Origin of the sequence: Haloarcula quadrata (assembly GCF_003634715.1) — an archaeon.
Classification (GTDB): Archaea; Halobacteriota; Halobacteria; order Halobacteriales; family Haloarculaceae; genus Haloarcula; species Haloarcula marismortui.
On the sequence record NZ_RBWW01000001.1, the window covers coordinates 22,631 to 46,669 of the forward strand.

Genomic DNA, 24,039 nt, shown 5'->3' on the forward strand with positions numbered 1-24,039 from the left:
GATAGTACGAGCAGAGTGCAGTGGGGGGAATCCGACGTGACGCTACTCGCGGATATCCTCACCATCTTGCTGAATGGGTTACAACAGGGTGCGATTTACGTCCTGCTCGCGGTTGGACTGTCGATTATCCTCGGGACGCTGAAATTCGTCAACTTCGCCCACGGGGCGCTGTACCTCGTTGGCGCGTATCTGGGGCTGTTCATAACTGGACAGGTTCCGTTGAACAACGGTCAGTTAGCGGAATGGGGAATCCAGTCATACGGTATCGGACTGGGATTCGTCGCCGCACTGGTCATCGTGCCGATTGTCGTGTTCATTATCGGACTACTGATGGAGCGGTTCATCGCACAGGCGTTTTACGACCGACCCGACACTGACCAGATTCTCGTGACATTCGGGCTCGCGATAATCGTCCAGGAACTGCTTCGGGCGCTGCTTGGCGGGAGCAGCCAGCCGTTCCCACAGCCCTCGTGGGCATCCGGTCCCATCGCGCTGCCCGTGGTGGGAAACTTCCCGCGCTGGCGACTCGGCGTCATCGCGATTACGGCAGTGCTTGTCCTTGGCGTGTACGCACTCGTTGAGTACACTGACTTCGGCCTCATCGTTCAGGCCGGTACCCTCGACGGCGAGATGGTCCGCCTGCTTGGGATCAAACTGAGCCGACCGTACCTCGTCGTCTTCGGCATTGGTGCCGCACTCGCCGGCGTGGCTGGCGTCGTCGGCGGCCCGCTCGCTAACGTCAACCCCAACATCGGGACTGAACAGTTAGTTCCGGCGTTCCTGACGGTCGTCATCGGCGGCGTCGGGAAAATAGAGGGGGCCGTGGTCGCTGGGCTGATGCTGGGCACGCTGCAGGTGCTCCTCATCCAGACCGGCTACGCCGCCTGGAGCCAGGTCGGTATCTACGCGCTCGCAGCACTGGTCCTGCTGGTGCGTCCGCAGGGGCTGCTGGGCTCGGAGGTGGATGTCTCATGAGTGACGAACCGCGCGACGCGACTGCCACGGCGGCGGCCGACACGGATGCAGAGGTCACCGGTGGCCTCGCGGACCGATGGGCTGACTTCCGCGACCGAGAGATATCGACGGTCTTGTTGACCATCGTGGGCGTTGCCGTCTTCCCGTTCCTGTTCAACAACTTCCTCGACGGCTACACGCAGCTAGCGACGCTGATGCTCATCTACGGCATCTTCGCCGTCGGGTTCGACATCCTGCTGGGGTACACCGGTCTGCTGTCGTTCGGTCACGCCGTCTTCTTCGGCGGCGCGGCCTACGCCGCCGGCATCTTCAGCGCGAGCGTCAGCAGCTCGCCGCTACTGGTGTTGCTCGCCGGCACGGCGTTTGCCGTGTTGCTGGCGTGGATTGTCGGCTTCCTGTCGCTGCGCCGCGGTGGGATTTACTTCGCCATCCTGACGCTGACGTTCGGCCAGATGTCGTTCTACCTGGCGGCCTCGCCGCTGGCCTTCCTGACGAACGGTGAGAACGGCTTCACCTCCGTGGACATCGGCAGCCTGCTGGGCGTCATCGACATCCACGGCGGGGTGCCGTTCCCGCTGTCGATGCTGGTTGACAACATGCTGTACGTGTTCGTGGCCGTCATGACGGTGCTGTCGGTCGCGATGGCGAACCGCATCCTCCATTCGCCGTACGGGACCGTGTTCCGCGCGATTCGCGAGAACGAGCGGCGGGCAGAGTTCGTCGGGCTGGACGTCTGGCGGTACAAGCTAATGGCGTTTATCATCTCGGCGGCCTTCGCTGGCATCGCCGGGAGCCTGTTCACCATCGAGGGGAACTACGTGCCCCTGCAGTCGCTGTACTGGACCGAATCCGGTCGTATCGTCATCATGACTGTGCTCGGCGGCGTCGGCTCGCTGTTCGGGCCGCTGTTCGGTGCCGGGCTGTACCTGTACATCGAGAACATCGTCAGCGGGTTCGAGACACTCGGCCCGTTCTGGCACCTCATCCTCGGCGTTGTGTTCGTCGTCGCTGTCATCCTCTTCCCCAACGGGATCTGGGGCGGTATCGACTACGTTCGTGACATGGTCGTCGGAGGTGAGGACGAATGACGGTCCTCAAAACGGAACAGCTCACCAAGCAGTTCGGCGGCCTCACGGCCGTTGATGAGGTAGATCTGGAGATAGAACAGGGCGAGGGCGTGAGCCTCATCGGCCCCAACGGTGCGGGGAAATCGACGTTCATCAACCTCGTCACCAGACGGCTCGAACCGAGCTACGGCGAGATCGCGTTCCAGGGAGATTCCATCATCGGAATGGACCCGCACGAGGTCGTCCAGCGAGGGATGAGCAAGTCCTTCCAGACAGCCTCTATCTTCCCCGAACTAACCGTCAAGGAGAACGCAACCATCGCGGCGCTGGCGGCCGAGCACGGCTCGTTCCGGTTCAATTTCTTCCGGAATCAGAACAGCTACCCGGCGGTCGATGAACTGGCGAACGAGGTCCTCGAATCAGTCGGTCTGTACGACGAGCGGGAGGATCAAGCCGACAGCCTCGACTACGGGAACAAGCGCCGGCTCGAACTCGGCATCGCGCTGGCCGCTGAGCCGGATATGCTGCTGATGGACGAGCCAACGGCGGGAATGTCGCCCGACGAGACGAAATCGACCGTCGACCTCATCAAACGCGTCAAGGATGAACTCGATCTGACGTTCCTGCTGGTCGAGCACGACATGGAGATCGTCTTCGACATCTCCGACCGCATCGTCGTCCTCAACCGTGGGTCGGTCATCGCGGAGGGGACGCCGACGGAGGTACAGAACGACCCTGCAGTACAGGAAGCGTATCTGGGAGGTGTCGAGGAATGACGCTACTCGACGTGGACAACATCAACGGCTACTACGGCGAGAGCCACATCATCCAGGATGTGTCGATGAGCGTCGACGACGGCGAAATCACGGCCCTTCTGGGCCGTAACGGCGCGGGAAAGACCTCGACGCTCCGGTGTATCTCCGGGGCGACGCCGCCTGACGTTCGGAGCGGTGCGATCCAGTTCGACGGAACGGACATCACCAACGCTCCGCCGGAGGACATCGCCGTCCGCGGTATCTCGCTGGTCCCGGAGGAACGGCGCGTGTTCACTGACCTGACCGTCGCCGAGAACCTCCACCTCGCGGACACCGTCCGCAACAAATCCAACACCTGGCGGCGGAAGCTCGATTTCCGCGACGAAGGGATGTCGGCGGCGGAGATCTACGAGTACTTCCCGAGACTCGACGAACGGCGCTCCCAGAAGGCCGGCACGCTCTCCGGAGGCGAACAGCAGATGCTCGCCATCGCTCGCGCGCTCCACCAGAGCACCGACCTGTTGATGCTCGACGAGCCATACGAGGGGCTGGCACCACAGATCATCGAGTCTGTCGAAAACGCCATCGAACGTATCAGCGAGGACGGGACGACGATACTGCTGGTCGAACAGAACGCCGTCGCAGCAATGAAAATCGCCGACCGATGTTACGTGCTTGACCGTGGGCAGGTGGTCTTCGAAGGGCCCGCTGAGGAACTGCAAAACGACCAAGAGACCCGCGATAAGTACCTAGGTGTCTGAATGTCGGACACACAATCCCCCGAATCGCTGCTCGACGCACTGCAATCTGAAGGTGTCGTCGTCATCGACGAGGAAACAGACGAGGTCAGCACGACAGAAGCGTTCGAGGCCGACCGCGAGGTGTACTACGACACCTACGTGACGATGGGCGACGCGGAGTTCCACGAGTCCGTCGCCGACGTGTTCGGCCTCGATTCGGCCACTGAAGCGGCCCAGCGGGTCGACGAACTCGACGTGTCACGCGAGGAGTTTGCCACGTTCCTGACCCTGCGGTCGAACGTCGACGACTCCTACACCACCGTGGAACTGACGACGATGGCACAGATGGCGACCGAACTGGGGCCGGAAACACCGGTCCCCGAGGGAGTCAAACACCTCGACGACGACAGCTACGAGGCGTTCGTCGACGCCCACGACCGGTGTGTCGTGACTGTGTGGAAGCTGTTCTGTGACCCCTGCGAAGCAATGAAAGCGGAGTTAGACGACGTTTTGGCCGCATTCCCGGACGGCGTCCCGGTCGGCGGCATCGCCGGCGAGCGCTCCCCGGAGTTCTGTCAGTCGGTCGGGGTCAACGCGGCCCCCGCTGTCGTGCTGTTCGAGGACGGCGAGCCTGTCGAACGGATCACTGGCCGGACAGACCCGTCGCCGCTCGTTGAGCGAGTCGAAGAAGTGTACGGCGTCTGACTGCGGCGTTACTCCTCTTCGCCGCTGCAGACCAGCACGGATCGGTCCGTGCCCAGAATCACGCTCTGTGTGACACTGCCGAACAGCACCTTGCCTGTCGGCGTCCGCTTGCGTCCGGCGACGACAATCATGTCGACGTCCTGCTCGTCGGCCAACCGGAGGATCGCGTCGGCCGGTTCGCCGCTTGACTCTTCCAGAGCCACCTCGACGCCAGCATCCTCGAGGACTTCCCGTGCCCGGCGCACGGAGGCCACCTGGTCGACGGACGCGCCTTCAGGGTTCTCCTCGAAGTCGTGTAACAGCGTGACACGGACCTGGCTGGCGTCCATCGGAATCTCGGTTATCGATTCAGCGATGGCGGTCCCACGAGCCTCACTTTTGTCTATCCCAGCGACAATTTCGTACATGCTCGCTTCATCTGTAGAACGGGCCAACCCTTAGTTCTGGCCCGGATTTCGAACATAGATCATCAAAAATAACGTCGCGCATCGCGTTCCGCGAATCGACGCAGCGGCGTCAGTCGCCGAACGGCCCCATACCGCCGCCACCCATACCGCCCATGCCGCCACCGCCGCCACCGCCCTGCTGCATCTGTTTCATCATCCGCTCCATGTCGCCGTCGCCCATACCCTGGAACTGCTTGAGCATCTGCTCCATCTGCTTGTGTTGCTGGAGGAGTTCACGCACCCGCTCCTCGGGCTTGCCGGACCCACGGCAGATGCGCTTGGTCCGGGACTGGCCGACGACACGGGGGTTCTCCAGTTCCTCCTCCGTCATCGAGTCCATGATGACATCGAAGTCCTGCATCCGCTCCTGGGTCACGTCCATCGCGTCGTCAGGGAGCTGGTCCATCAGCCCGCCGCCCAGACCGGGGATCATGTCCATCACCTGGTCCAGCGGCCCCATGTTGTTCATCGTCTGCATCTGCTTGCGCATGTCCTTGAGGGTGAACTGCCCCTCCAGCATGTCCTCGGGGTCCCAGTCCTCCTCGTCGCCTTCCTGAGTTTCCTCCATCGCGCGCTCGACGCGCTCGGTGAGCTGCTTGAGGTCGCCCATCCCGAGCAGTCGGGAGATGAACCCGGAGGGCTCGAACCGCTCGATGTCCTTGACCGTCTCCCCGGAGCCGAGGAAAGCGATGGTGGAGTCGGTCTCGTTGACCGCTGCGAGCGCGCCCCCACCTTTCGCCGTCCCATCGAGTTTCGTGATGACGACGCCGTCGATGCCGATGGCCGCCTCGAAGTCGGCGGCCTGGCTCTTGGCGCTCTGGCCCATCGCCGCGTCCAGTACGAGCAGGTCCCGGTCGGGCTGGACCTCCTGCTCGATGCGCTCGATCTGTTCGATAAGTTCCTCGTTCAGGCCGTCACGGCCCGCCGTGTCCACGATGCGAACGTCCGCGTTTTCCGTCGCTTCCAGCCCGTCACGGGCGATCTTCACCGGGTCGTCCTCGTCGGGGTCGCCGTAGAAGTCCACCTCAGCGCGCTCGGCCATCTCCTTGGACTGGTCGTATGCGCCGGGCCGGTCCGTGTCAGTCTGGATAATGGCCGGCCGGAGCCCTTTCGTCGAGAACCACCACGCCATCTTCGCGGCCGTCGTCGTCTTCCCCGACCCGTACAGGCCGGCGAGCATAATCGTCTGCTCTTCCAGCGGGAGTTCGGTCGACTCGCCGACGAGGTCGACCAGTTCTTCGTAGACGATTCGCAGGACCCAGTCCCGCGGGGTCGTCCCCGCCGGCGGTTCCTCATCCAGCGCGCGTGTTTCGATACTGTTGGAGAGGTCCTGTACGAGCCCGACATCCACGTCGGCCTGCAACAGCGACCGCTGAATCTCCTTGACGATGTCCTCAATGTCTTCTTCAGAGAGCCGGGATTTCCCCCGGAGGTCGTCAAGCGTCCCCCGGAGTGAACTCCCAAGATCGTCGAGTACCATTGTTGGCGCGAGATACGCGACGGTGCGGGTAAAGGCTTGTTGTCATGCGCCCGACTCCCCTGGAGCCGTGAGCCGACAGCAATCAGAAAAGTGGTTGTAGGGATGTCGCTATGCGCGACCGTTCAGTGGGCAGACAAAGAAGTCGGGTGGGCCGAAACCAGGGCGGCCGAGAGTGACGCTGATGTAGTCTTTGTCTAGGATATCGCTATCGGTTGCCAGCGGTGCGTCGTCATTGAACGCCGCAATGTCAGTCACCTCTGCCGAGAAGTGCGTCCATTGCCCACCGTTCCAGTCCCGGTCACCGGGTGCTGACTCGGAGACGAACGGTGAGCGTTGGTCGGCGCTCACCTTCTCGTTAGCCACGATCGGTCTGCTTCCATCATGCAGGAAGTAGATTTTGTCTTCCGGGTTGGGACGCTCGTCAAGGACGTTCACAACGTTTGTCCGCCAGAGTACGTCGTTCGCATAGACACGACCAAACTCTTTCCCCGCACCGCGCTCATCTCCCTTTCCTGGGTTCGCTGCAGTTGCTCCAGTCACAGACAGCCCAACACCTGCGACGCCGAGGGCTGCTGTTGTCCGGAGAACCTGTCGCCGTGTCGATTGTTCGCTTCCAGTCATGGTGCTCTGGAGGCTGTCTCCGCCTCCACAGTTCACCAGGGAGAGGAATATTGAGAAGATTTTTCAAAAATCCTTCAGAATCAGTTCCAATTCTCTGTGAACTCTCTCCAGCTTCTCCGCTGATACTGTTTCTGCCCGTGACGAAAGGGTCAAAAAGACGAACCGGTTGGGGAACAACATGGCCGTTCTCGGACAGCTCGGATTCATGATCGCGTTTCTTTCGGGCGGCGTCGCCGCCGGCCATTTCGGGCTGTTGACCGAGCGACGGACGGATATCCTCACCACACTCGTCTTTACCGTCGCGCTGCCGGCACTCATATTCCGGTCCACCTATGACCGCCCATTACAGGAAATCATTTCGCCGGCGTTGCTGGGGGGGTTCTGGGTTATCATCGCGCTGACGATAACACTGGGCTGGCTCGTCCACCGTCGGCTGGAGTCCGCCGACCGCCGCAGCGTCTCCGTCGTCCAGTCGTATCACAGCAACATGGGGTTTCTCGGTCTGCCACTCGTGGCGGCAACGATGGGCAGCGAAGCGACGGCCGTCGCCAGCGTCATCCTCGGGATCGGTGCGGTGACCCACGTCCCGGTGACGGTATTCCTGCTGGTCCGCATCAACGGGAGCGACGCCTCGCTGCTGAGCGAGTGCAGGAAACTCGTGACGAACCCGGTACTCATCGCGCTGGCGGCGGGCATCACAGCCTCGGTCCTGTCGCTATCCGTTCCGGAGGCACTCATCAGTGCGCTCGGCCCGCCGGCCGAACTGGCGCTGCCAGTCGCCCTGCTGTGCATCGGTGCGACGCTCGACACGGACCTCCCGGTGTCGGACCTGCAGAAGACCGTCAGCGTCGTCGGGCTGAAGGTGCTGTGGATGCCGGCGCTGGCGTGGCTGGTGTACTCCTCGCTGTCGATGGACACGACGGCGCTGGGCGCAGCGGTCGTGATGCTCGGCACCCCAACGGCAGTGTCGACGTACGTCTATACGACGGAACTCGGCGGCGACGCGGCGTTCGCTTCGCTGAATGTCTTCACATCAACAGTGGTCTCCATCGGAACGCTTTCGCTCCTCGTCTGGCTGTTCACCTGATGCCCCAGCGTGGTCACGCTTTTGCCCGCCGACGCCCCCACCGACGATATGGGCTATCACCAGATCGACCCCGAGTCGCTGTCGGAAACTGCGGACTACCCCTGTGACCGGCGCGGCATCTCCGACGCCGCCGAACTCCACGCACTCCACGCGGCTACCTACGAGATGGCACCCGGCGAAGACCTCTCGCGGACCTACCACTACCACGAGACGCGCGAGGAACTGTTCTACGTGCTCGAAGGCACGCTCCACGTCGAAACGCCCGACGGGGAGTACGTCGTCTCGGCCGACGAGGTGTTTGTCGCCGAACCGGACAGCCCGCACCGCGCGCACAACCCCGCCGATGCCGACGAATCAGTTACTGTGCTTGGCGTCGGCGCACCGCCGACCGACATCGCGCGCCCGTACGACCCTGACGCGTAACGAGCGGTCCGGCGGTTCAGACACGCTTTTCAGCCACCCCGTCACAGTTGCGCCCATGACGAGCAAACAGGCGGTACAACAGGAACTGGTCGACAGTGGTGTCACGGCAGTCCTGCGCGGGATTCCCGAGGAAAAGATGGTCGACGTGGCGACAGCCGTCCACGAGGGCGGCGTCACAGCACTGGAGCTGACGGCGGATGCGAAGCGCTGCTCGGACATGATCGCCGCCGTCGACAAGGCACTCGACGACACCGACGCCATCATCGGGGCCGGCACGGTCATGGACGCCGCCGCCGCCCGCAACGTCATCGAAGCCGGCGCGGAGTTCGTCCTCGCGCCAAACCTCAACGAGGACGTCATCGACGTGTGCAACCGCGAGGGCGTCCTCGCTATCCCGGGCGTCATGACGCCGACGGAGGCCGCCGACGCGATGGAAGCGGGCGCGGATATCCTGAAGATGTTCCCAGCGAAAACGGTCGGCCCGGCCCACATCGGCGCGCTGCAGGGCCCACTCGGTGACGTGCCGATTATGCCGACCGGTGGTGTCTCGACCGATAACGTCGACGAGTTCTTCGATGCCGGCGCGGTCGCCGTTGGCGCAGGCTCGGCGCTGGTCAATTACGAGGCCATCGAAAACGACGACATGGACGGCGTCCGCGAACAGGCCGCGGCGTTCGTCGACGCCGTAGAGGCCGCCCGAGAGTAGCAACAATCTCACCCGGCCGAGCAGAACGAGGCCCGGCACGGCGGCAGCGGCTTACGTTCCGGTGTCGTTCTCGGTCGTCTCGTTGCCTGTCTCGTTCCCAGCCGTTCCAGTCTCATTGCCGGGCAGGTCAGTTTCGTTGCCCGGAACCGCAGTCTCGTTTCCGGCCGTCCCAGTTTCGTTCTCTGATATTTCCGTTTCGTTACCGGGCACGCCTGTTTGGTTGCCTGGAGCCTCGGTCCCGTTGCCAGGCATTTCAGTTTCGTTCCCCGGTACTCCGGTCTCATTGCCGGGCAGATCTGTTTCAGTATCCGACATCTCGGTCTCGTTTCCGAGAGCATCGGTTTCGTTCTCGCCCAGTTCCGTCTCGGTATCCAGTCCGGTTTCTTCCTCGGTCTGGTCCGCAGTGTCTGTCTCGGACTCTGTACCGGCTTCCGTCATCGCGTCAGGCCCTGCTGCCGTAGATGTACCCGGCGCTTCGGCACCGCCGCCGTCGGACTCCGTACTACCGCCAGTGTCACTACAGCCAGCAAGCGCCACAAGTGCGCCGCCTGCGATTTTGATAACATTCCGTCGAGATGTGGGTCGTCCCATAGCGTTTGCCCGGAGAGAACCCGGGCAGTTTATGAATGACCTGCTAAGCGTCTGACGGAGCAGCGACAGAACGAATTAGCCACACCCGAAGGTGTGCCGGTTGGCAAAACAATCTGTTTCAGACCCTGATTAGCCCGACTCCGGTATTTCGACCGGTTCACGGGCCGTTATACGCTTCGATCACCCGATCTTCGACGTGCTACGGTGTGGTTCGATACTCGGGGTATAATTATGCACACTGTTTCCGAGCGATTATCGAGTGCATAGTATCTGCGTCCTCAGGTCGTGCTACCCTGCCCTACACTGTGAGTGAGACACCCGTTCCGCGGTCAAAACCCGGTTGGTCGCCGTTTAGCGACACGATAACCCGTGAACATAACGGGTCAGTACCTGCAGCAGTCCCCATACCTGCGGGACCTCCCGCAGCCGCAGGTGTCGTCACCGTCGCCTGGCACACCGGGCATCGGCTCACCCCCGTCAGTTACGAGCCGTGGCTCGTCAACAGGGGGACGACAGTCACCCGGGAACGGCTCAATGAGTTCAGGTGCGACATCAGCCGGCGCGACTTGCCGACAGTTGCGTCCGTCAGGCATCGCTGTCTTCCCCATTCACGACATCGCCAGACCCGTCGCGTCGTTCGATTGTATGCATAGTGTCACGCTCCAATACTGCGTGAGTTAATGATGAGCAGCGGTCGACTTCAACGCGCTCCTGTCGGCGAAAACGACCACACCTCCGTTGATGTGGTGATATTTGCTGCATCGTACGCAGTGCATTCCCGGCGAGAGCGCGCGGCCGCTCCAAGTTCTCCACAATCAGGGTCGACAATAGCTGCTCATAGCCCAGATATTGCAGCAACAATAACCGCGAAGTCTGAGGCCTACTCGCCGATGAGACTGTCGACGATTTCCTCGGGATCGAACGGGTCGAGGTCGTCGTAGTCCTGCCCGGTCCCCAGGAAGAGGATCGGCTTCCCGGTGACGTGCGCGACAGAGATAGCCGCGCCACCCTGCGGATCAGCGTCGGCTTTCGTCAGAATCGCCCCATCGATTTCGGCCGCATCGTTGAACTCGCGCGCCCGGTTGACGGCGTCCTGACCTGCGACCGCCTCGTCCACGAACAGCGTCATGTCCGGGTCGATGTTGCGGTCGATCTTCTCCAGTTGGGCCATCAGGTCGTCGGAAGTGTGGAGTCGGCCGGCCGTATCACCCAGCACCACGTCGATGTCGTTGGCCTTGGCGTACTCGACGGCGTCGTAGACGACCGCCGTCGGGTCCGACCCCTGCTCGTGAGTGATGATCTTCTTATCGAGGTTCTCGGCGTGTTTCTCCAGTTGCTCGTTTGCGCCAGCGCGGTAGGTGTCGCCGTTGGCGAGCACCGTCGAGAGTTCACGGTCCTCGAAGTACTGGGCGAGTTTCGCAATCGAGGTCGTCTTCCCGACGCCGTTGACGCCGGTGAACACGATGGTGACAGGCTTGTCTGCCTGCTGGACACGTTCGTCGAAGTCGAACTGGCCGACGTTGATGACATCGTACAGCGACTCCCGGAGCGCGTCTCGAACGAGGTTCCCGGTGCTGGAGAGCCGACGGCGGGTCTGGCCCGTGAGGTTCTCCTTGACGCCGTCGAGAATCTCGTTGGCGACGCTCATCTCCACGTCGCTCGACAGCAGCGCCAGTTCGAGGTCGTCGAGGTGGCTCTGCAGGTCTTCCTCCTCGATGACCGTCTTCCCGGTCGCCATAAGCTTCGCCTTCGCGGCGAGGCCGCGGCCGCCGTCATCGTCGTCTTCGTCAGACTCCGACTCGGCTTCGGTCGCCGCGTCCTCTTCGGTCTCCGCGGCGTCATCCGGGTGTGACTCTTCGTCGGGGACCGCATCCGCGTTTTCGACTGCCGTGGCCGACGCTGTGGCTGACTCAGCTGTCGCCTCGGAATCTGCGGCTGGCGGTTCAGAATCAGCCTGTGGCTGGTCGGTTTCGGCTGTTGGTTCCGCCGTGTCGCCTTCGGACGCCTGCGCGTCCGCCACGGGATCGGATTCAGTCGCCTGATCGGGGGGCGCTTCCCCATCCGCCTCGTCGGCGTCCGGTTCGTCCTCCGCTTCGAGTGCGTCGTCGTCGACGTCCTCCTCGACGTCACTCGTGAACCCGCTGAGTTTGTCCTTCAGTCCGTCGAACATGCGGCCTTACTCGTCTTCCTGCTCTTGCTGTTGCATCATCTGCTGCATCTGCTGCTGTTGCATCTGCTGGGCCTGCTGTTCGAGTTCCTCCATCTCGGTCTCGACTTCGGCCTTCTCGTCCTGCAGGTCGCTGATGTGGTCGTCCAGCGTCTCCTTCTTGGTTTCCAGCGTGCTGACAGCGCCGTCCTGCTCGCGCTCTGCGGAGTAGCCGCCACCGAGGGAGACGACGACCTCGTCGATGTCCTCGATCGTTGCGCGGATGTAGGCGTCGCCGCCGAGCGGGACCTGCACCGTGGACCCTGAGTCGAGCGTCTCGATGGCCTCGATGGCCTCGTCGATGTCAGTCTGCTTCTCGCGGAGGCGCTCGATTTCCTCGTCGATAGCCTCGACTTCCTGCTCCATCTGCTCGATCTCCTGTGCGACCTGCTGCATCTGACCGCCACCGCCGCCACCGCCGCCACCGCCCATCATGCTGCCACCTCCTCGATCGTGATCTGCGTGCGCTTGAGGTTGTGCTGGGAGCCGAAGTCGCTGTAAACGCGCTCTTCAGCGACGTTTTCGTTTGGCGCCTCAACCTCCTTCTCGAACTGTTGTGGGCCGTCTCGGGCCGGGAAACTACCGCGAACAGTGTACGTGCTCATACACGCAGATGCGGGCAGGGTAGGGAAGTATCTTCCCCTTCCGCCTTTTTCGAGTAACGCAACTGTCCGCGACATATCTGAGGCATACTCACCGCTGTCCGGCCCAGACCGACAGGGGCCGGACTATCCAGAACCAGATGTTTCAGAACCTATTCGCTGGGTTCTGGCGCATACACCATATCGCCGCCACACTCCGGACAGGACGGGCGGAGTACACCTGTCGAGTAGTCACACTTCCGGCAGATGAGGCTGTTCTGGTCTTCCGTGGGCGGTGTTCGCTGGACCATATGTAGTGTTCGTGAGCATACTATATTACTCTTTGACACGACCTGTCATGGTCACTGACCCCGGCGAATTTGCCGGGACACCACGTATGTCGAGATATGAGCGAAACGACCTACCAGTGTGAGTGCGGTGCGACGCTGCGGTTCAAGCAGGACCTGACGCTGGAGCGGGGCGGGACCGACCGGTCATGGACGTGTGGTGACTGCGGCGTCCCTGTTCCGGGCGTGGTGGCAGAAAAACTCAGCCACCAGCATCCGTCCTGAGCGGTAAAATAGAAGTCGCGTCAGTCGATGTAGCCGAGCGCCTGGTCGATACGGCCCAGTTCCGGTCCGGAGGTGTCCGAACCGCAGATGTAGCCGTGGTCGTTGGCGAGCAGCCCGGAACCGACGAGCGGGCCACCGTAGTTGATAGTCCCGATGTCGGCCGGCACGTCAAGGATGTCCTCAAGTGCGTCAAGTTCGCCGTCCGTGGCCTTCGGGTGGCAGAGAACGCCCTTGTTGGTGGCGACAGCGGCGGTCCCGACGGTCGTGACACCGGCGATGACGCCGCGTTCGACCGGGACGTCAAGCCCGTCTTTGACTGCCTGCACGGCGTCCCTGGAGAGGTCGGGGTGGACGTACGCGCCGTAGTCGTTACAGCAGACGACGTTGCCGGCGGCGTTGATCCGGCCGGGCAGTCGTGTCACAGGCACGTCGACGACGTCCTGAATCCGCTCAATTTCGGACTCGCGGACGCGTTCGGAGACGACGAGCCCGTTCTCGTTGCCGGTCGCGAGCGCGCCGACGGTCCCGGACCGGCCGACGGTGGTCGGCACAGCCGGAACGTCGAGTTCGTCGCTCAGGTCGTCGAGTAGCGATTCGTCTAAGTCTGGGCGAACCAGCACGCAGTCGTCGGTCGCACGGGCGAACACACCCACGTACGACGACCCGGAGAAAGCCGCGCGGAGCAACGTTACTCTGCGGTCTCTGCTTCGACGATGGCTTCGCCCTCTTCCTCGAAGCGGGCGGCGCGAACACGGATCTTGCTCGGCGTGTTGGCGCGACCGCGGGCCCAGGCCGCCTCGTTGATCGAGGGGTCGAGGCGGACGGCGTCCTCGTCGACAGAGAAGTGTTTGGCGAGGTGCTCGCGGATGAGGATCATCGCCTTGTCTGCGCGCTTGTGGTTCGGTTCAGCTCGCGCGTCTCGGAGCGGGATGGTGACGACACGCTCCTCGAAGTCACTGGCGCTCATTATTCGTCAGTGTCGTTGCGCCGCCAGTGGCGTCGTTTGTGGTTGCGCTGGACCTCGCGGTCCGTCTTGAGCATGACCCAGGCCGGGACTCGACTGTTCTGGTTGTCGAGTTTGGCCAGTCGCTTCTTCGTAGCCTTCGATTTCTTACCCATGGTATGGTGCTTGTTCCGTGCCGTGGTTTAAATTCCTTCCTTTTCGAGCCGGTCATGGCCCGTTATCAGCGGCTATAACTGCGGACGTAGAACTAAGTAACCCATAGCCCTGATTATCAAAGGATGGAGCGCCGAAAATTCCTCCAGACAATGGGTGTCGGTGCAACAGCCGTCGGCTCTGGTTGCTTGGGTGGTGGCGGGGAGGTCGTCGTCAGCGTGCAACAGGATGTCAGAATCAATCCACATGAGGCGTGGATAAAGGAGGAAATCCCGGACGTGTCCGACCCGGGCGGTGAGCTACAGTATATTGTCAAGGCTGATATCCCGTTCAACGTGTACTTTTTCACCGACCGCGAGCAGTTTGAGGAGTACGACACATATATCAAGGGTCGGGAGCCCAACCAGACACCGCCGGGGAACCCCGAGTTTAGCCAGACAGCGGTCCAACCCGAGGGGTCAGATATCTATGAGGCATCAACAGACGACGGCGGCGCGCGGGAGTCACTGGACGAACCCGGACCGTACTTCTTCGCTGTCGACCATTCGAACTACCGGATGGAAACCCGCGTTGATGACTACGACGACCCGCTGAAGGCCTTCGTCGATCTCACGGTCATCCGGAACAAGCTCCCCTTCTAGACGAACGCCAGCGGCACCATCGCCAACACACCGACAGCGATGCCAGTGAGTAGCTCGCGTTTGCCCCCACCCGGCAAGCCGTCCCCGTACTCCAGCGCCTCGGGGACGAACTCTGTGAGTACGAGGTACACCATCGCCCCGGCGGCGAAGCCGAAGCCGAACGGGAGGAACGCCTTCGCCAGCGTGACGAAGTAATACGCGATAACGGCCCCGACCGGCTGTGGGAGTGAGGAGAACACCGCCCACCAGACCATCTTCCACTCACTGACACCGAGCGAGCGAAGCGGGATGGCGATGGCAGTCCCTTCCGGAATATTGTGGATAGAAATGGCGACCGTCATAAACACCGCCAACAGCGGGACGGAGACGCTGACGATGCCAACGGCGGATTCGGGCGTAGCCGCCTCCAGCCCGAGTTCCGCGAAGGAGACGCCGACAGCCACGCCCTCCGGAAAGCTATGGACAGTCAAAATGCCCAGAATCAGCAGCAGCTTGGTGAAATCCGCCTGTTCGAACTGCTTGGGGGACTGGTCGAAATCGTCTAGCAGTTCGTGTGCTACAGCGACAAGCCCAACCCCGGCCAGAACACCGGGGACCAGCAGCACCGGCGATCCGTAGGCGAGCCCTTCTCGCACGAGGCCGAACAGCGAGGCGGCGACCATGATCCCCGACGCCAGCCCCCACAGCAGGACGTTCCAGCGGTCGGAGAACTCATCCACCAGGAAAAACGGGATCGCACCGAGGCCGGTGGCGAGCGCCGTAAGCAACCCCGCGACGAACACGAAGACAACGTTCTCGACGGCGACCATATCGGCCCTACGCCGCTCGGACCGATAAAAATTGTCACTAACCTGATTTGTTTTGGCTGACCTAAACGGGCAGCCAGTACGCCGTGGATAGCGACTCAGGTGCCTAATTGACCGATTCAACGTGGATACCGACAATGATACGACACGGTCGACGCCGCGGCCCAGTTGTTGACAGAGCTGTGATATTATCTATCCGTGGGCACCGTCCACATCGCACTCGAACCGGGAGCTGTGAGGCACACGCTCACAGCGACACCGACTCGACGGTCCGGTACGTCGGGCCGCCAGGCCCAAGCTCACTCTCTTTCAGTCGGATTTCCGTGACCTGCAGGCATCCCACGTCAGGGTCGTCGTTCTCGACGATGTTCTGTACTGTCTCTTTGCCCCCAGCGTGGTCCATTCTGGCGATGGTTGCATGCGGCGTGAACTCGTGATCCTCCGAGTCGAACCCCATCGCGACGGTCCTGTCTTCGATAGCTTCGTGCAGCGCAGTCAGTTCTGGGCCGCCCTGACCGTCGCGAACGCCGACCCAGACGACGCTGATGTAGGACAGCGACGGAAAGACGCCGAGACCGCCGATCTCGGCTTCGAACGGCTCGACACCGCTGTCTTCGACCGCGGCTTCGAGGGCGGCGACAACATCAGCAACCCGGTCCGGCGCGGTGTCGCCGAGGAACTTCAGCGTGACGTGGGCCTGCCCGGGGTCGGTCAGTCGAAGGCCCGACACGCCGTCGAACCGGTCCTGAACGGCCGCCACAGCGTCGCCCAGCCCGTCGAGGTCAACGCTGACGAACAGGCGCTTTGACATATGCGAGGATTGCGGACCGGTCCGCAAGAAAGCAATGGATACCGCGGTCAGGGCCCCGAAAACGACCGCAAGGATGTCCCTGTGAAGACGATGAGCGCATCCGGAATCAGCGAGTCCCGAATGGCCGGGAATCCGGACGCTTGCCGCCTGAATCCTGACGAGTCGTGGACGTAGCCCTTAACCGGATTGGCCGTCAATCAGGAGGTATGACAGACAACGACGACGATCACGCCTTCTCCGAAGGGCAGGGATTCGACGACCCTTACGAGGGGTTCGATCTCGAACCGCCAGAGTTCGAGGTGGACCCGGACAAGGTCGACCCCGTCGACTCCCGTGTTGTCACTGACCTACTGGACCAGCGGAACATCTCCTCTGACGCCGTTGACCCCGGGCAACTGCTCGATGTCGGTCTGGAGTATATGCACATCAACCGCCACGAACAGGCCGCCGAAACCTTCGAACGGGTCGCCCAGTACACGGACGACGACCGACTCAAGCAGGAAGCCTGGACGAACAAGGGCGCGGCCCACGCGGAACTTGAAGAGTGGGACGCCGCCATCGGCGCGTACAAGGAAGCCCTCAACTTCGACGAGGAGTCCGACCACGCCGCTACGGCCGAGACGAACCTCGCGTACGCGCTGTGGAAATCTGGCCGCTCCGAACAGGCGCTCGAACACGCCGAGCGCGCCGTCGAAATCGACCCCCGGTTCGGCGAGGGCTGGTACAACCGCGGCTTCTTCCTGCTCGAACGCGGGCTGGCCGACGAAGCTATCGACGCGTTCGACAACGCGGTCCGCCTCGGCTTCCGCAACGCCGACGTGCTCGAAGAAAAGGCCCGCGCCCTCGAAGAGGTCGGCGAGTTCGACCGCGCCGAGGAACTGGCCGAGGAGGTCGACGAGATGCGCGAGGAGGCCGAACAGCAGTTGCTTGAATGATACTCAACGAACGCGACACCGACGAGGGGTTGCTCGTCTCCGTCTGTGACCCCGACATCATGGGCGAAACGTTCGAAAACGGCCCCGTATCGCTCACCGTCAACGAGGAGTTCTACGGCGGCGAAACGGCTACCGAAGACGAAATCGTCGATAGTCTCGCCCGCTGTTCGGTCGCCAACATTGTCGGTGACGACGCTGTCAACGTTGCCGTCGAGCACGGCTTCGTCGACGAAGAGAACGTCCTCGATCTGGGCGAGACGCGCCACGCACAACTGCTCTGGATGTAACTTCGGTCGCGACTGGCAGCCCGACCCCGACAGTCTTTGCGCACGCCTACCGAGAGGAGCGTATGTATTCTCGGGACCACGCTATCGTCTCTGCAGCCGTCGGGGCTGCCGGCGTTGTCGTTTTGCCGATCCCGCTCCCCTGGTGGGCCGCTGTCGGCTACGCAGTGGTTGTCGGCGTCGCCATCGACTTCGATCATTTCGCCGTTGCCCGAGTAGAAACCGGCGACTGGGCCGCACTCCGCCGCTGTCTCCGGAACCCGAAGATCGTGATGTTCGACCAAAATGAAATCTTCGGCCCGCAGGACCTCTGGCCGCTCCAGCGACTCCTCAGCCATCACCTCATCGGCGGCGTGGTCGTGTTCGGTATCTGGCTCGTCTCCGAGCCGCTAGCGCTGTTTACTGCCGTCGTGCTGTACGCCCACATCCTCGGCGATCTCGTCTGGGACAACTACCTGCTTGAGACCTATCGGGAACAGCACGCGATGGCCGCCAAATCCGTGTCTGAGTCCGACTCTGACTCCGGATAGGGCAAAGAAACGGCCGCTACCGGCCGGGAAGAGTTCTAGGTGAACCGAAGGAATGTTGCCTGTTGAGCCCCTCAACAGAACTAATGGGACACGCTGAATCTGAAGTACTTGACGTGGAGCGTATCCGCGAGGACTTCCCCATCCTCCAGCGCGAGTTCGGCGGCGAGCAAGTGGTGTATCTCGACAACGCGGCCACCACGCAGACGCCCGAACCGGTCGTCGAGACCATCGCCGACTACTACCGGACGACCAACGCCAACGTCCACCGCGGCCTCCACCAACTCAGTCAGGAGGCTAGCGTCGCCTACGAGGACGCCCACGACCGCGTCGCCGAGTTCATCGGTGCCTCTGGCGAGCGCGAGGAGATCGTGTTTACCAAGAACACCACTGAGAGCGAGAACCTCGTCGCATATGCCTGGGGCCTGAACGAACTCGGGCCCGAAGACGAGGTCGTCCTCACGGAGATGGAACACCACGCCTCGCTGGTCACCTGGCAGCAAATCGCCAAGAAGACCGGTGCGACCTGCCGCTATATCCGCGTCGACGAGGACGGGACGCTCGACATGGACCACGCCCGCGAGATCATCACCGACGACACCGCGATGGTCAGTGTCGTCCACGTCTCGAACACGCTCGGCACGGTCAATCCCGTCTCGGAACTGGCGGACATCGCCCACGACCACGATTCGTACATCTTCGTCGACGGCGCACAGTCGGTCCCGAACCGCCCAGTCGACGTGGAAGCCATCGACGCCGACTTCCTGGCCTTTTCCGGGCACAAGATGGCCGGTCCGACCGGCATCGGCGTCCTCTACGGCAAGAAACACATTCTTGAGGAGATGGAGCCGTACCTCTACGGCGGCGAGATGATCAAGAAAGTCACCTTCGAGGATGCCTCGTGGAACGACCTTCCGTGGAAGTTCGAGGCCGGCACCCCAGTCATCGCGCAGGGCATCGCGCTGGCAGAGGCCTGTGACTACCTCGACGACATCGGCATGGAACGGATCCAGCGCCACGAGGAACAACTCGCCCAGTACACACTGGAACAGCTCCGTGAAGAGGGTGACGTGGAAACGTACGGTCCGTCTGTGGGAACAGAGCGCGGTGGCCTCGTCTCGTTCAACCTCGATTCGGTCCACGCCCACGACCTCTCCTCGATCCTCAACGACTCCGCCGTCGCCATCCGCGCTGGCGACCACTGCACGCAGCCGCTCCACGACAAGATGGGCGTCCCCGCCTCTGCGCGAGCCTCGTTCTACATCTACAACACGCGTGAGGAAGTGGACAAGCTCGTGTCGGCTATCGACGACGCCCGGCAGTTGTTCGCGTAATCGGGCGCTCAGTCCCTATATGGGATGTAACTGGTGGTATTTTCAGTTGTAATATAGTGCCGGTGTGCACGGCAGCTATATGACACTCCGCCGATAATTTTTGACAGGACGATGACTGATACCGATGAGATGGAGTCGTCACTGACGCCGGAATCACTCGATTACACGCACCTCCCCGAGCAGAAAATGTACAAGGTGTCGCTCGACGACGCCAGCCACTTCGAGCAGGGCGGGGATGCTATCCGGACATACCCGGTGTGTACCACGAACGAATTCAAGCTGCTGTACTTCGAGATGGACCCTGGCGCGGTCATCGACTGGCACACGCACGCGCCCAGTTTCGACGAGGTGTGTCTGTGTCTCGATGGTGCCGCCAGATACACGCTGAAACGCGAAGACGGAAGCGAGCAGGTGCTCCGGGCTGAACCACGCGAGTTCGTCTATCTACCCGGTGGGGCCCGACACAAGATCGAGGCAGTGGGTGAAACCGGTCACGAGGGACTGGTCACAATGCCGCCGGACTCTGTCGGACGCCTCGAATTGCTCGACGGGGCTGCACCGTACCAGACAGACGACTGGCCGATTGCACTGTGGGTCGACCGGATCCGTGACGAGGTCGTCAAGAAGGACGAGAACGCCGTCACGGAGTAGATCCACTGGGCATCGATCAGTGGGACTCATCTGCAGCGAGATAAATGACGGCTAGCTTATACAGCGCCGGGTTCGGAGTCGCAATCGGTCGGGCTGCCCGGACGGCCGCAAGTGCGTCAGAAAGCGGCCGGGTCTCTTCGGCAGCGATAGCTGTCGCGATCAGCGTCGCACTCCGGGAGACGCCGGCTTTGCAGTGAATCAGCGCCGGGCCGTCCGCTCGGACGAAGCGCCGGGCAGTATCGACGGCCGCTTCGAACGCCGCCCATTCGTTGCCCGAGCCATCGATAAGCGGGTGGTGGGCGGTCGTGAGCGGATAAGACTCACTCGTCGCCGAAAGCACGTGTTCGAAGGACTGGTCGTGCACCCCGCGTGCCGCGTGTTTGTTGCCGAGATACAGCGTCCGGTCGCCGATCTGGCGAATTACCGGCTCATCGCTGACGAACCCCACGGGGCGAACGGCATGGTCAGTCGGAGACGGAGCAGTGTTCTCTCCCACGGGCTCACAGAACGGAGCTAGATTAGTAAATACTACCTACTGGCAGAAGGGAGCCTGTCGGTTCTCACAGGCCGTCAACGCGGCTCCTATCACAGGACATCGGACATGCGAATCGATACCTCGGAACGTTTTTCCGACTGACAGCCGTATCATAGTTCAATTATGGGTATCGGTGGCTCGGATATGTACCGGCAGCAGATCCTCGATCACTACAAGAACCCCCGGAACTACGGGGAGATCGAGGACCCAACGTTTACCCACATCGGTGAGAACCCGATGTGCGGCGATGAAATACGGATGGATGTCGTCCTCGACGAAGACGAGGAAACCATCGAGCAGGTCGCCTTCCAAGGCGACGGCTGTGCCATCTCACAGGCCTCCGCGTCGATGCTCTCACAGGAGCTAGCTGGGATGGCGGTCGAAGACCTGAAAGCGATGGACCGCGACGATATCACAGAGATGCTCGGCGTTGACATCTCGCCGATGCGCGTCAAGTGTGCCGTTCTTGCCGAGAAGGTGGCCCAAGACGGGGCAGACATTTTCTTCGGTGAGAAAGACATCGACCGAACGGTGACCGAAGACGACGACTAACGCGGGCGGAACCACCGTCGGTATTCTTTTGACTCCATCTCGGGATAGCACAGGCCATGCCAGGCAACGACTGGGACCCCGACGACTACGACGACCGCCACGGGTTCGTCCACGAACACGGTCAGTCGGTTGTCGACCTGCTGGACCCTCACCCCGGCGAGCAGGTACTGGATGTTGGCTGTGGCACCGGCCACCTGACGGCAGAAATCGCAGACACCGGTGCCGAGGTGGTCGGCATCGACGCGTCGGCGGAGATGGTCGCACAGGCCAGAGACGCTTATCCGACCCTCACGTTCGAGCAGGCGGACGTGCGGTCCTACACCGCCGACAGGCCGTTCGACGCGGTATTTTCGAACGCAGCGCTACACTGGATTCCCGGTGAAGACCACCACGCGGTCCTGTCGACGGTTGCCGACGCGCTGACCGAGAGCGGGCGGTTCGTCGCGGAGTTCGGCGGGCAGGGCAACGTGGCGGCCATAACCGACGCACTCATCGCCGAACTGGATGTGCGGGGCTACGACGCCAGTCATCCGTGGTACTTCCCGAGTATCGGCGAGTACGCGCCGCGAGTCGAAGCGCATGGGCTCGAACTGCAGTTCTCACGGCTATTCGACCGACCGACGCCGCTCGACGGTGGTGAAGAGGGGCTCCGGAACTGGATTGAGATGTTCGGCGACGAATTCTTCGCCGGTGTCGACGACAGCGAGCAAGCGGCAGTGCTGTCGGCTGTCGAGGACCGGCTCCGCCCGACGCTTTTCGACGGTGACACCTGGGTCGCAGACTACCGACGGCTACGGCTCATCGCTGGTCGATAGCGGAGAAATAGGCTGGCTGGTGGCCGTTCGTCAGGCCAGGAACACGTGCCGCGGTCGGTCGGCCAGCACGTCCCGGCCCCAGTCAACCGTCTCCGAGAAGTCGTCGGAGCGGAAGAAGGCCATCGCATCCTCCTGTGAGTCCCACTGGCTCGCGATGAACATGTCGTTCTCGTCGTCGTGGTTGAACAGCAGCGAGGTCTCGCGGTGGCCGTCCATCTCTTTGAGCAGACCACCGACAGTGTCGAACTTCTCGACGAAGTCCTCGTGGTATTCTGGCTTGACCGTATAGAACATCCCCATCGTCCCGAACCCGTCGCCCTCGCCGTGACGGCCGACGACGCCGGGGAGGTCAGTGAGATAGTCGCTGGCGGTCTGGGCGGCGTCCTCGGTGTCCCACAGCGACGCGACGGCCGCGACATCGCCGTCGGTGTCGCCGTACACCGTGGTCTGGACGTGCGTGTCGTAGCGCTCGAACGCGCTCCGGAGGTCTGTGACTTCTTCGTCAAGCGTTTCCGCGTCAGCCTCGGAGTACACGACCAGTGCGTACACGTCCTCGCCGTGCGGTTGCCCGGCGTAGACGCCCGCCGATTCGAGCGTCTCGCGGATGGACTGGGACGATTCAGCGGCCTGAGCGTCGCTGTCATCCGCAGTCTCGCTGCCCTCGACACCCTCGCCGAGGGAGCCGCCGAGCTGTTCGTCGACACCGTCGATATCCTTCAGGAATCCGGCTGCCGTCTCGGCGGCGTCTTTCGCCGTCCAGATGCTGACGACGTACGTCTGGCCACTGTCGGCGCGCACGGCCGTCTGGACGTGGCGGTCGTAGTGGTCGAAGTTGCTCTCGAGGTCGGACACGTCGTCGACGATGTCCTCCGCGTCGGCCGAGGAGTGGAACACCAGCGCGTAGTCACCGGCGTCGTACGCGTCGCCCTCGTGCAGCCCCAGCCGACCGAGTCGCTGTGCGGCGTCGTCTATCTCCTCGAAGTCAGCTGAAACGTCCGGCCGGCCGCCTGAGCTACTCGACGACCCCGAGTCGTCCTCGTCGGACGACTCCTCGGGATGTGGATGGTCGCCCTCGCTGGCGCTCCCGGGGTGGGTGCCGCCGTGGCTGTCGGTGTCTCCGCCGGCGTGTGCTCCTGTCTGTGCACCGCTCGCCGTTGGCTCTTCGGCGTGGCTGTGACTCGCACCGGCATCGGCCGGCGCGTGCTCGTGTTCCGCAACGTCCGCCGGCGTCTCCGGAACCGACTCGTCGTCGGTGGGCACCCGCTGGCCGGCCAGCACAGCCGGTAACTCGGACGGGTCGAACTTTCGGCCGACATAGAAGGGGCCGAACTCGGCAAACTGCGAGGTCGAAGGGTCAAAGCGCATCTCGGTCAGTAGTTCCTTGATGTGGCGCATATCGTCGCTCCAGAGCGTGATGCCCCACTCCCAGTCGTCGAAGCCGATGGAGCCGGCAATCATCTGGCTCACCTCGCTCCCGTAGCCACGGCCGATATCGCCGTGCCGTTTGATGTGGGCCGCCCGCTCCTCGAAGGACGTGTCGTACCAGTTCTGGTCGGGCTGGCGGCGCTTGCTCATCGGGTAGAAGCAGACAAACTCCTCGTCCGGCACGTCGGGGTGGAGCCGGGCCTGAATGTACTGGGCCAGCCCGGAGTCGTCGTCCACTTCGCCCTCGAAGTACTCGCGGGACTTCTCGGTGTAGCCCGACGCCTCCGTCACAGAGACGTAGGAGAACTCCTGTTCGGTGAAGGCGGCGAACTCTGTCTGCTCGAAATGGCGCTCGGCCGCATCGAGGTCGCCCATCGTCGGCCGCAGGTGGAGAATCATGATGTCGGCCTTGTGGCCCATGACGGTGTACACCGCCGTCTGGCCCTCGTCGGCGTCTTCGACAGCTTCGTACGCGTCGAGGAAGCCGATCCCCTCAGAGAGCGCACGGTCGCGGACTCGCTGGGGAGCCTCGCGCCAAGCATCCCAGTCGATACTCCGGCAATCGTGCAGCGCATACCAGCCTTCCTCCGTGGCTGGCGGCTTGCGTTGGTCCATAGGTGTCGATTGCAGGTCGACAGTAAGGAAACTTCC

The 24,039-nt window shown here is 62.5% G+C and carries 32 protein-coding genes; 17 read left to right on the forward strand and 15 right to left on the reverse strand.

Annotated elements, in window-relative coordinates:
• The first annotated feature begins 36 nt into the window (after positions 1-36).
• The 5 genes from BDK61_RS00130 to BDK61_RS00150 are packed head-to-tail and all read left to right on the forward strand — an operon-like array spanning position 37 to position 4,242.
• A complete protein-coding gene (locus BDK61_RS00130; RefSeq protein WP_007189237.1) occupies positions 37-975 on the forward strand; it encodes a branched-chain amino acid ABC transporter permease in 939 nt (312 codons plus the stop codon).
• The gene (locus tag BDK61_RS00135) at positions 972-2,063 is read left to right on the forward strand and encodes a branched-chain amino acid ABC transporter permease (protein ID WP_121301978.1); all 1,092 of its coding nucleotides are present in this window, start codon (positions 972-974) and stop codon (positions 2,061-2,063) included. The genes BDK61_RS00130 and BDK61_RS00135 overlap by 4 nt, the downstream gene beginning before the upstream one ends.
• On the forward strand, positions 2,060-2,818 hold the full coding sequence (locus BDK61_RS00140; RefSeq protein ID WP_004964614.1) for an ABC transporter ATP-binding protein: 759 nt from the start codon (positions 2,060-2,062) through the stop codon (positions 2,816-2,818). The genes BDK61_RS00135 and BDK61_RS00140 overlap by 4 nt, the downstream gene beginning before the upstream one ends.
• Positions 2,815-3,558, forward strand: a complete 744-nt coding sequence (locus BDK61_RS00145) for an ABC transporter ATP-binding protein (RefSeq protein WP_004964617.1) — start codon at positions 2,815-2,817, stop codon at positions 3,556-3,558. The genes BDK61_RS00140 and BDK61_RS00145 overlap by 4 nt, the downstream gene beginning before the upstream one ends.
• Complete coding sequence (locus BDK61_RS00150; RefSeq protein WP_121301979.1) at positions 3,559-4,242, forward strand: thioredoxin family protein; 684 nt, start codon at positions 3,559-3,561, stop codon at positions 4,240-4,242.
• 8 nt (positions 4,243-4,250) lie between these two features.
• Here BDK61_RS00150 and BDK61_RS00155 read toward each other — a convergent pair whose 3' ends face one another.
• The 3 genes from BDK61_RS00155 to BDK61_RS00165 form a co-directional block, all read right to left on the reverse strand.
• Positions 4,251-4,649, reverse strand: coding sequence for a universal stress protein (locus BDK61_RS00155; RefSeq protein ID WP_004964622.1), 399 nt, complete (start codon positions 4,647-4,649; stop codon positions 4,251-4,253).
• A gap of 109 nt (positions 4,650-4,758) precedes the next feature.
• Positions 4,759-6,168: a signal recognition particle protein Srp54 gene (locus BDK61_RS00160; RefSeq protein ID WP_004964625.1), complete on the reverse strand. Its 1,410-nt coding sequence runs from the start codon at positions 6,166-6,168 to the stop codon at positions 4,759-4,761.
• Between the two features lie 108 nt (positions 6,169-6,276).
• Positions 6,277-6,789, reverse strand: a complete 513-nt coding sequence (locus BDK61_RS00165; RefSeq protein WP_121301980.1) for a hypothetical protein — start codon at positions 6,787-6,789, stop codon at positions 6,277-6,279.
• 178 nt (positions 6,790-6,967) lie between these two features.
• Between BDK61_RS00165 and BDK61_RS00170 the strand changes: the two genes are divergently transcribed.
• From BDK61_RS00170 to BDK61_RS00180, 3 genes are read left to right on the forward strand one after another with little or no spacing between them, the layout of a single operon-like run.
• Positions 6,968-7,876, forward strand: coding sequence for an AEC family transporter (locus tag BDK61_RS00170; protein ID WP_004964633.1), 909 nt, complete (start codon positions 6,968-6,970; stop codon positions 7,874-7,876).
• Between the two features lie 48 nt (positions 7,877-7,924).
• On the forward strand, positions 7,925-8,299 hold the full coding sequence (locus BDK61_RS00175) for a cupin domain-containing protein (protein ID WP_121301981.1): 375 nt from the start codon (positions 7,925-7,927) through the stop codon (positions 8,297-8,299).
• Positions 8,300-8,354: 55 nt separating this feature from the next.
• Positions 8,355-9,005: a bifunctional 4-hydroxy-2-oxoglutarate aldolase/2-dehydro-3-deoxy-phosphogluconate aldolase gene (locus tag BDK61_RS00180; protein ID WP_004964639.1), complete on the forward strand. Its 651-nt coding sequence runs from the start codon at positions 8,355-8,357 to the stop codon at positions 9,003-9,005.
• A gap of 51 nt (positions 9,006-9,056) precedes the next feature.
• Here BDK61_RS00180 and BDK61_RS00185 read toward each other — a convergent pair whose 3' ends face one another.
• The 5 genes from BDK61_RS00185 to BDK61_RS23170 all read right to left on the reverse strand — a co-directional run bounded on the left by BDK61_RS00185 (position 9,057) and on the right by BDK61_RS23170 (position 12,694).
• A complete protein-coding gene (locus tag BDK61_RS00185; protein ID WP_121301982.1) occupies positions 9,057-9,596 on the reverse strand; it encodes a cell wall anchor protein in 540 nt (179 codons plus the stop codon).
• A gap of 880 nt (positions 9,597-10,476) precedes the next feature.
• A complete protein-coding gene (gene ftsY / locus BDK61_RS00195) occupies positions 10,477-11,766 on the reverse strand; it encodes a signal recognition particle-docking protein FtsY (RefSeq protein WP_121301983.1) in 1,290 nt (429 codons plus the stop codon).
• A 6-nt stretch (positions 11,767-11,772) separates the two neighbouring features.
• Complete coding sequence (gene pfdA / locus BDK61_RS00200) at positions 11,773-12,234, reverse strand: prefoldin subunit alpha (protein ID WP_007189625.1); 462 nt, start codon at positions 12,232-12,234, stop codon at positions 11,773-11,775.
• A complete protein-coding gene (rpl18a, locus tag BDK61_RS00205) occupies positions 12,234-12,407 on the reverse strand; it encodes a 50S ribosomal protein L18Ae (protein WP_004964648.1) in 174 nt (57 codons plus the stop codon). Before rpl18a ends, pfdA begins: the two co-directional genes overlap by 1 nt.
• A 149-nt stretch (positions 12,408-12,556) precedes the next feature.
• On the reverse strand, positions 12,557-12,694 hold the full coding sequence (locus BDK61_RS23170; RefSeq protein WP_167467347.1) for a hypothetical protein: 138 nt from the start codon (positions 12,692-12,694) through the stop codon (positions 12,557-12,559).
• A gap of 96 nt (positions 12,695-12,790) precedes the next feature.
• On the opposite strand from BDK61_RS23170, the gene BDK61_RS23175 reads away from it, so the two are divergent.
• Positions 12,791-12,955 carry a hypothetical protein gene (locus tag BDK61_RS23175; RefSeq protein WP_004964653.1) on the forward strand — a complete coding sequence of 55 codons (165 nt, stop codon included), beginning with the start codon at positions 12,791-12,793 and terminating at the stop codon, positions 12,953-12,955.
• A gap of 20 nt (positions 12,956-12,975) precedes the next feature.
• Here the strand turns inward: BDK61_RS23175 and BDK61_RS00210 are convergent, their stop codons facing one another.
• From BDK61_RS00210 to BDK61_RS00220, 3 genes are read right to left on the reverse strand one after another with little or no spacing between them, the layout of a single operon-like run.
• A complete protein-coding gene (locus tag BDK61_RS00210) occupies positions 12,976-13,641 on the reverse strand; it encodes a translation initiation factor IF-6 (protein ID WP_121301984.1) in 666 nt (221 codons plus the stop codon).
• 2 nt (positions 13,642-13,643) lie between these two features.
• Complete coding sequence (locus BDK61_RS00215) at positions 13,644-13,922, reverse strand: 50S ribosomal protein L31e (protein ID WP_004964660.1); 279 nt, start codon at positions 13,920-13,922, stop codon at positions 13,644-13,646.
• Positions 13,922-14,074, reverse strand: a complete 153-nt coding sequence (locus tag BDK61_RS00220; RefSeq protein WP_004518346.1) for a 50S ribosomal protein L39e — start codon at positions 14,072-14,074, stop codon at positions 13,922-13,924. Before BDK61_RS00220 ends, BDK61_RS00215 begins: the two co-directional genes overlap by 1 nt.
• 186 nt (positions 14,075-14,260) lie before the next feature.
• On the opposite strand from BDK61_RS00220, the gene BDK61_RS00225 reads away from it, so the two are divergent.
• Positions 14,261-14,713 (forward strand): hypothetical protein, encoded by a 453-nt coding sequence (locus BDK61_RS00225; RefSeq protein WP_121303869.1) that lies wholly within the window; start codon positions 14,261-14,263, stop codon positions 14,711-14,713.
• Here the strand turns inward: BDK61_RS00225 and BDK61_RS00230 are convergent.
• Positions 14,710-15,522 (reverse strand): ZIP family metal transporter, encoded by an 813-nt coding sequence (locus tag BDK61_RS00230; RefSeq protein ID WP_121301985.1) that lies wholly within the window; start codon positions 15,520-15,522, stop codon positions 14,710-14,712. The genes BDK61_RS00225 and BDK61_RS00230 overlap by 4 nt on opposite strands.
• Positions 15,523-15,766: 244 nt before the next feature.
• Positions 15,767-16,330 carry an RNA 2',3'-cyclic phosphodiesterase gene (thpR, locus tag BDK61_RS00235; RefSeq protein WP_121301986.1) on the reverse strand — a complete coding sequence of 188 codons (564 nt, stop codon included), beginning with the start codon at positions 16,328-16,330 and terminating at the stop codon, positions 15,767-15,769.
• 206 nt (positions 16,331-16,536) lie between these two features.
• Between thpR and BDK61_RS00240 the strand changes: the two genes are divergently transcribed.
• From BDK61_RS00240 to BDK61_RS00260, 5 genes are all read left to right on the forward strand, one after another.
• The gene (locus BDK61_RS00240) at positions 16,537-17,265 is read left to right on the forward strand and encodes a tetratricopeptide repeat protein (RefSeq protein ID WP_004964669.1); all 729 of its coding nucleotides are present in this window, start codon (positions 16,537-16,539) and stop codon (positions 17,263-17,265) included.
• Positions 17,262-17,552 (forward strand): DUF424 domain-containing protein, encoded by a 291-nt coding sequence (locus BDK61_RS00245; protein WP_004594041.1) that lies wholly within the window; start codon positions 17,262-17,264, stop codon positions 17,550-17,552. The genes BDK61_RS00240 and BDK61_RS00245 overlap by 4 nt, the downstream gene beginning before the upstream one ends.
• 62 nt (positions 17,553-17,614) lie before the next feature.
• A complete protein-coding gene (locus tag BDK61_RS00250) occupies positions 17,615-18,079 on the forward strand; it encodes a hypothetical protein (protein ID WP_004964673.1) in 465 nt (154 codons plus the stop codon).
• An 83-nt stretch (positions 18,080-18,162) separates the two neighbouring features.
• Positions 18,163-19,410 (forward strand): aminotransferase class V-fold PLP-dependent enzyme, encoded by a 1,248-nt coding sequence (locus BDK61_RS00255; protein ID WP_121301987.1) that lies wholly within the window; start codon positions 18,163-18,165, stop codon positions 19,408-19,410.
• 111 nt (positions 19,411-19,521) lie between these two features.
• A complete protein-coding gene (locus BDK61_RS00260) occupies positions 19,522-20,061 on the forward strand; it encodes a cupin domain-containing protein (protein ID WP_121301988.1) in 540 nt (179 codons plus the stop codon).
• 16 nt (positions 20,062-20,077) lie between these two features.
• On the opposite strand, the gene BDK61_RS00265 is transcribed toward BDK61_RS00260, so the two are convergent.
• A complete protein-coding gene (locus tag BDK61_RS00265) occupies positions 20,078-20,557 on the reverse strand; it encodes a protein-tyrosine phosphatase family protein (RefSeq protein WP_049939084.1) in 480 nt (159 codons plus the stop codon).
• Between the two features lie 162 nt (positions 20,558-20,719).
• Between BDK61_RS00265 and sufU the strand changes: the two genes are divergently transcribed.
• Both sufU and BDK61_RS00275 read left to right on the forward strand, forming a co-directional pair.
• Positions 20,720-21,148: a Fe-S cluster assembly sulfur transfer protein SufU gene (gene sufU / locus BDK61_RS00270; protein ID WP_004964685.1), complete on the forward strand. Its 429-nt coding sequence runs from the start codon at positions 20,720-20,722 to the stop codon at positions 21,146-21,148.
• Between the two features lie 56 nt (positions 21,149-21,204).
• Positions 21,205-21,963 (forward strand): class I SAM-dependent methyltransferase, encoded by a 759-nt coding sequence (locus BDK61_RS00275; RefSeq protein ID WP_121301989.1) that lies wholly within the window; start codon positions 21,205-21,207, stop codon positions 21,961-21,963.
• A gap of 30 nt (positions 21,964-21,993) precedes the next feature.
• Here BDK61_RS00275 and BDK61_RS00280 read toward each other — a convergent pair whose 3' ends face one another.
• Positions 21,994-24,003 (reverse strand): heme-binding protein, encoded by a 2,010-nt coding sequence (locus BDK61_RS00280; protein ID WP_121301990.1) that lies wholly within the window; start codon positions 24,001-24,003, stop codon positions 21,994-21,996.
• Positions 24,004-24,039 lie beyond the last annotated feature (36 nt).